This is a genomic window from Paenibacillus sp. E194, from assembly GCF_000935845.1.
Lineage (GTDB): Bacteria > Bacillota > Bacilli > Paenibacillales > Paenibacillaceae > Paenibacillus_B > Paenibacillus_B alvei_B.
In genome coordinates, this window is record NZ_JMDX01000303.1 from 1 (window position 1) to 5,849 (window position 5,849).

Here is a 5,849-nt window from a genome sequence, read left to right on the forward strand (position 1 = left end):
GGAGACAATCTTGCCAGTCGTACGCCAAATTGCCCAGAAGCACCGGGCACTTAACATCAAGCCAGAGCACTATCCGATTGTCGGCAAGCATCTCCTGCTTGCTATCAAGGATGTACTAGGCGAAGCTGCTACTGATGACATTATTGAAGCCTGGGCAGAAGCATATGGCGTTATTGCCGACGTATTTATTCAGGTAGAGGCAGAAATGTACCAGGAAGCCGAACAGCAAATCGGCGGCTGGTCAGATGTGCGACGCTTCCTCGTTGTCCGCAAAGTGGAGGAAAGCGACATGATCACCTCCTTCTACTTGAAGCCTGAGGACGGACAGCCAATCTCCTCCTTCCTTCCTGGCCAATATTTAACGGTTCGAGTTCAGCCGGAGGGACATGAGAATACCCATTATCGCCATTACAGCTTGTCCCAAGCCCCTCAATCCGAGACTTACCGCATTAGCGTGAAGCGCGAGAGCGGAGGCGAACATGCACCTGCTGGCATCGTCTCCACCTATCTGCATGACGAGGTGCAAGTAGGTGATGTCATCGAAGCGACTGCACCTGCTGGCGACTTCACATTGAAGTCAGGTATGGCCCCAGTTGTGCTGATTGGCGGCGGTGTTGGGCAGACACCTCTTCTCAGCATGCTGCACACGCTGGCGGCAGCAGAACCGAAGCGGGATGTCTATTCGATTCATGCTTCGCGCAATCAAGCGGCGCATGCTTTTGGTCAAGAAATGAATGATCTGGCCGCTCAGCATAGCCATATCCATACTTTCTTCTGTTATGAGAAAGGCAGCGAGGCAGAAGCTTCTGCTCACATCGGCTTCGTGGACGCGCAGTGGCTTAGCTCCATCGTTCCCGCTTCCGTATGGGAGGATGCCGACATTTACTTCTGCGGCCCTGAACCATTCATGAAGGCCATCTATCGAGCAGTGAAGCAGCTTGGAGTTTCTCCTGAGCGTATTCACTACGAATACTTCGGCCCAGCAGGCTCCTTAGAAGTTTAAACCGCAATGACGACAGAAGGGACACTTCTTGCGTTCAGCAAGGGTGTCCCTTCTTCATGTACGTTATCCGAATTTCTCAACATTCTCTATACACAACTGCGGGAATTAGAATACTTTTCTCAGCTCCCGCTCTTCCTTCAAGATCTCAACAGCCTCCCGGAAGCGCAAGGAGTGCACGACTTCCCTCTCACGCAGGAACTTCAATCCATCCTGCAAGTCGACATCATCCGTCATGTCGATTAACCATTGGTACGTAGCACGCGCCTTCTCTTCTGCCGCAATATCCTCATACAGATCAGCTATCGGGTCGCCCTTGGCCTGTATGTAGGTCGCCGTCCATGGATCACCAGCCGCATTGCTGTAGAACAGCGCTTTCTCATGCGCTACAAAATGAGGCCCCAGTCCTGCATCCTCCAGTTGCCGCGGTGTTGCATCCTTCGTCAGCTTATATACCATCGTGGCGATCATTTCGAGGTGAGCAAACTCCTCAGTTCCAATATCTGTCAACAACCCAATTACTTTATCCGGTATCGTATACCGTTGGTTCAAGTAGCGCAGTGCCGCTGCCAGCTCGCCATCCGCCCCCCCATATTGCTCCATCAACAGCTTCGCCATGCGAGGATCACACTTGCTAACACGCACTGGATACTGCAGCTTCTTCTCATAGATCCACAATTCCGCGTCCCCTCCTGTCCATCAAGTTATTTGCCGCCTGACGACACACGGCTAAACCTGCCATGGCCAAGGCGTGGTAGCCCATGTAAATGGACAGCCCGAATAAGAATGGCCGAAATTCATAAGCGGGCCATACTGCTCTTGGAACTGATGGGCAACCTTCATTCGCTCACTGACGTAGTAATTGAACTGCTGAATCGCCTGCAGATCTCCTGGATGAGTGTCCAAGTACAGATTCAGCTCCAATAATACGAAGTCGATTACTTGCAGCTGTTCCAAGCTTCGACGGTATTCCTCGGTTTGATAAGGATGTACACTCATCGTCAAGTTTCTTCCTCCCCTCGCTGGTTTCTGCGGGAATGGTACGGGCTGTATAGGGCAGGCCATAAGGTTCCACAACGTAGTGCCTGCGCAGGTGGGAACTGTGGGAGATTAGGCGGCTGGAACGTAATGAACTGGTTGATGGGTACGACAAAGACGGAATAAGGCAGTGGCGGACAGGGGTCACACGGACTTCGGAACGGGAAATATACACGCTCCTGCGGCACAGCCTGTTCCGTCGGACAACAGCCGCTTCTCTCTTGCTGTCCAACCGGAGGCAGATCTTCTGAAGCTAAATTTCGCTGTAATTCGTGTTCCATGACACTCTTTACGCCTCCTTGCATTCATGTTCGCATTACTCAATCTCTTACTTGTATGTGAGAGCAGGAATGTCCCATGTACATAATTTAAGCCAAGATGTGACAGATCTAATTCTCTGTACACCTTGGCTTTGTTGGCGGTATAGGAATGAATGTCAAATGATAAAGAACGAGTGCTGAGCTCCGTTTCTGTTCGCTTACGATACGATCTCTCTGTTGGTGATGCCGTATATCGCTTGCTGTTCGCCAAATCTTTGCACCGTATCCCGAAAGCTCATGCCGATTCGTTCCAAGAGCCTGCATGAGGCCTTGTTCGCAGCTTGTGTTTCGGCGATCACTTCAGGCAATCCTAGTTCGCGAAATGCGTAATCAATCACTGCTGTAACTGTCTCTGCCGCATATCCAGAGCCCCACCATTCAGGCAGCAGCTCATAAGATACCTCCGTACTGACGCCATCATGGTGCGTATCCAGAGAAATCAACCCGATAAACGCATTCGTTTGCTTTTCTCTAATGATCCAGAACGAGGCTCCTCCCTGAGAAGCAAGCATCCTGCGGAAGCTGCCTGTAATCGCCTCTTCCTCTGTCCATGCCCCGCCTAGATATTTGCGTACCTCCTCGTTCACATACAGCCGTCTTACGTTATCATAGTCACTTGCATGCAGCTTGGTAAGTGTACAGCGTTTCGTCTCAAGCAACATATAGCCCCTCCGATATGATTACAGGATTCAAAATGATCCTCCTATTAAAGCACACTTGGGTGGCATTTGAAATCCCATCCTATATCTTTATTACATACATCTATATCTAGCACCCGCGCGAGCCCTTACGGCACAGCGCTTGTCAGCTTCGGATAGCTTGCGCATGTTTATGTAATTCCAATCATGCGTGTTATCCATTCTACCCGTGTTGATCCTGACGAAGAAGCCGATTTACCGTTTCCCGCCGCACACCAATAAATTGGCCGATTTCCTCTTGTGTCAATAATTCGGTAATAGGCATCGTATCCGCATAGCTTCTCAGCCATGCTGACAACAGCTCTAATCGTTCGCTCGGTGTCCCGATAGTCAAATGATCAATGCGCTGCTGCATGAAACGCAGCTTATCTTGAAGCAGCTTCGCAACATCCAGCGCCTTGTCCGGCTGCTGCCGCAAGCCTTCATACCACTCCTCAGCCGGAATCCGTTCCACCACCGTCTTAACCATCGCGATCGCTGTTCCGTGACATTCCTTCGGCGTGATTAAGGAATGATGCGGGACGATTTCGCCCGTGTATACGAGGTTGAACAAAATAATATTGCCGTTCTCATGCAAGCGTGTAACCTTGCACAACCCGCTTATAATGCGGTACAAATACGTTCCTGGATCCCCTTGTCGAAATAAAACTTCTCCCCGATGCAGTGTCATAATCATTTTTGATTGCCCCCCTTATTGCCGTTCCGTCTATGAATGCTGCCGCATTTCGCACGTATGTTGTACCTATTGTACCGATTTCTCTCCCTTTTGACCACGTTTGGTTGTTGAAATGCGAATATTTGTTCGGTATTATGAATATAATAAGAACAAGGGTTCTCCATTCACTCTTTTTAAATAGATATCTCATGCCTCACACGACATGAGGCCATGCATATGGCATACACGTGATATATACAAGGAGGAAGAACGCGCATGGGTACACCATTCGCATCGAACGGCTCTCCCCCCCACAACGGAGAAGATGCCTACATTGTCAAGCAATATATTATTCAAACGCTAATCTTGGATGTGCTGGAACGTGACATTGAACGGATTGGAGCCTCTAATTTGAAGATGGCCGACATCTACACACAATGTCTAAGACAAGCACAAGATAATGCTTCTCTCGATCTGTACCGCCTGCGCAAACAGTTTCGCAACCGCGGCATTAAAGTGTATGAGGAGGAACGGCTTGAACATGGGATTCGTGTCCAATACGTATGCCGAGGCTATCAACATTCGTTCTACATGCTGCGCGGCTTGATTCGTGCAGAGGTGAAGAACCGCATGCAGGCTTACTTGAACATCGCCGCCTCCCAAGCTTCGAATCCAGACACAAGTATGGGGAGTCCCCCTACTCGGCACCAATAGGTTTACAGCCCCATATTCACCGCTGTCTCATCTTATCCAATTCCTCAAACAATGCCCCTTGGCGAGGACAGAGCTCTGCTGCTTGCTAAGAGGGCATTTCTGATCACGTGCTTGCCCGGCATCGTCAATGAGGCTGCCCGCAGAATTCACTGCATCCCCGAACTATCGATTGTTGGAGTCTATCCCCTATTAACGCTGTGGATGACAATGGGAAATGATAAAAGCCTGTTGAGGATTTCTCAACAGGCTAACCAGTCCCGAGTTGGGGAAATTGGCATTTTTCAATATGGCTTTGTCAGGCTTAGAAGTCAAAATTGTCTGGATCCGGTCCAACCCGCAGATCCTGGTTCAGCGCATCGATGCGGGCCATCTCCTCGCTCGTCAGCTCGAAGTCAAACACCGAGGCGTTCTCAATGATCCGGTGAGCCTTTGTCGATTTTGGAATCGTTACGATGCCGTTTTGCAGATCCCAGCGCAGAATGACTTGGGCGATCGATTTGCCGTGACGGCCGCCAATTTCCTGCAGTACCGGGTTGTCCAGCAGCTGGCCCTGCATCAGAGGCGACCATGCTTCAATCTGAATGTCATTCTGAGCGCAGAAGTCGCGCAGTGGTTGCTGGCTGAGTCGTGGATGGAGCTCGACCTGGTTCACCATCGGCTTGATCTCTGCATCTTTCATCAGATCCTCCAGGTGATGAATCTGGAAGTTGCTGACACCAATCGCTTTGACACGTCCAGTCTTGTACAGTGTTTCGAGCGCACGCCATGCGTCCTTGTATTTGCCAGCCACCGGCCAGTGAATCAGGTATAGATCGAGATAATCTAGCCCCAGCTTCTTCAAGCTAGTCTCATAGGCAGCGAGCGTCGCTTCATAGCCGAGATCGGCATTCCACACCTTGGAAGTGACGAAGAGGTCTTCGCGGGAGAGCCCTGTTTCTTGAAGAGCTTCGCGAATAGCCTGACCTACGCTTTGCTCGTTGTCATAGATAGCTGCCGTGTCGATGCTGCGGTAGCCATGAGCGACAGCAGCTTTGACCGCGTCTACGAGCTCGGGACCGTCCTCAACTTTGAATACGCCAATGCCGAACCATGGCATAGCCTTTCCGTTATTTAGAGTCGTAGTTGCTTGCAAATGCGTTGTCATAAATATAACCTCCAGTAAGGGAAATAGTAGAATGTAATACTTGATAACTTGTTGGAGTCGATTGTGGTAATCATCGACTTATATATGCTATTATGATGGCAATAATTATTTCTGACCAGTACGCACTTAAAAGTACGATAGGCACTAAAAAGTTCCCATAGTAAAAGGAGGTCTTCTCATGAACACCAGAACCAATAAAAAATATAATATTTCGGTGGAAGCGACCTTAGATGTCATCGGAGGAAAGTGGAAGTGCGTGATCCTCTGTCACTTAATGCAT

The 5,849-nt window shown here is 49.7% G+C and carries 8 protein-coding genes and 1 pseudogene; 3 read left to right on the forward strand and 6 right to left on the reverse strand.

The genetic code is table 11. From position 1 onward, the window contains the following. Positions 1-1,003 (forward strand): NO-inducible flavohemoprotein (gene hmpA / locus AZ66_RS25775; protein WP_044357482.1); only part of this gene is annotated, 1,003 nt, incomplete at its 5' end. 105 nt (positions 1,004-1,108) lie between these two features. Here the strand turns inward: hmpA and AZ66_RS25780 are convergent. The 5 genes from AZ66_RS25780 to AZ66_RS25795 form a co-directional block, all read right to left on the reverse strand. Beyond that, entirely contained in the window at positions 1,109-1,678 is a 570-nt protein-coding gene (locus AZ66_RS25780; RefSeq protein WP_021262531.1) for a manganese catalase family protein, read from the reverse strand. A 51-nt stretch (positions 1,679-1,729) separates the two neighbouring features. Continuing rightward, positions 1,730-1,999, reverse strand: coding sequence for a spore coat protein CotJB (locus AZ66_RS25785; protein ID WP_028531226.1), 270 nt, complete (start codon positions 1,997-1,999; stop codon positions 1,730-1,732). A 2-nt stretch (positions 2,000-2,001) separates the two neighbouring features. Next, positions 2,002-2,319 carry a spore coat associated protein CotJA gene (locus tag AZ66_RS31005; RefSeq protein ID WP_082061736.1) on the reverse strand — a complete coding sequence of 106 codons (318 nt, stop codon included), beginning with the start codon at positions 2,317-2,319 and terminating at the stop codon, positions 2,002-2,004. 197 nt (positions 2,320-2,516) lie between these two features. Then, entirely contained in the window at positions 2,517-3,020 is a 504-nt protein-coding gene (locus AZ66_RS25790; RefSeq protein ID WP_331436942.1) for a GNAT family N-acetyltransferase, read from the reverse strand. Positions 3,021-3,219: 199 nt separating this feature from the next. Then, positions 3,220-3,732 (reverse strand): Crp/Fnr family transcriptional regulator, encoded by a 513-nt coding sequence (locus tag AZ66_RS25795; RefSeq protein WP_021262535.1) that lies wholly within the window; start codon positions 3,730-3,732, stop codon positions 3,220-3,222. 255 nt (positions 3,733-3,987) lie between these two features. On the opposite strand from AZ66_RS25795, the gene AZ66_RS25800 reads away from it, so the two are divergent. Further along, positions 3,988-4,425 (forward strand): hypothetical protein, encoded by a 438-nt coding sequence (locus tag AZ66_RS25800; RefSeq protein ID WP_021262536.1) that lies wholly within the window; start codon positions 3,988-3,990, stop codon positions 4,423-4,425. A gap of 301 nt (positions 4,426-4,726) precedes the next feature. On the opposite strand, the gene AZ66_RS25805 is transcribed toward AZ66_RS25800, so the two are convergent. Next, positions 4,727-5,569: an aldo/keto reductase gene (locus AZ66_RS25805; protein ID WP_044357483.1), complete on the reverse strand. Its 843-nt coding sequence runs from the start codon at positions 5,567-5,569 to the stop codon at positions 4,727-4,729. 178 nt (positions 5,570-5,747) lie between these two features. Between AZ66_RS25805 and AZ66_RS31010 the strand changes: the two are divergent. Then, a pseudogene (locus AZ66_RS31010) lies at positions 5,748-5,849 on the forward strand (helix-turn-helix transcriptional regulator); the annotation flags it as partial.

Bases quoted from the DNA above. Each gene is read 5' to 3' on its own strand.
- AZ66_RS25785 (WP_028531226.1), bottom strand. From the start codon at position 1,999: ATGAGTGTACATCCTTATCAAACCGAGGAATACCGTCGAAGCTTGGAA.
- AZ66_RS31005 (WP_082061736.1), bottom strand. From the start codon at position 2,319: ATGGAACACGAATTACAGCGAAATTTAGCTTCAGAAGATCTGCCTCCG.
- AZ66_RS25790 (WP_331436942.1), bottom strand. From the start codon at position 3,020: ATGTTGCTTGAGACGAAACGCTGTACACTTACCAAGCTGCATGCAAGT.
- AZ66_RS25795 (WP_021262535.1), bottom strand. From the start codon at position 3,732: ATGATTATGACACTGCATCGGGGAGAAGTTTTATTTCGACAAGGGGAT.
- AZ66_RS25800 (WP_021262536.1), top strand. From the start codon at position 3,988: ATGGGTACACCATTCGCATCGAACGGCTCTCCCCCCCACAACGGAGAA.
- AZ66_RS25805 (WP_044357483.1), bottom strand. From the start codon at position 5,569: ATGACAACGCATTTGCAAGCAACTACGACTCTAAATAACGGAAAGGCT.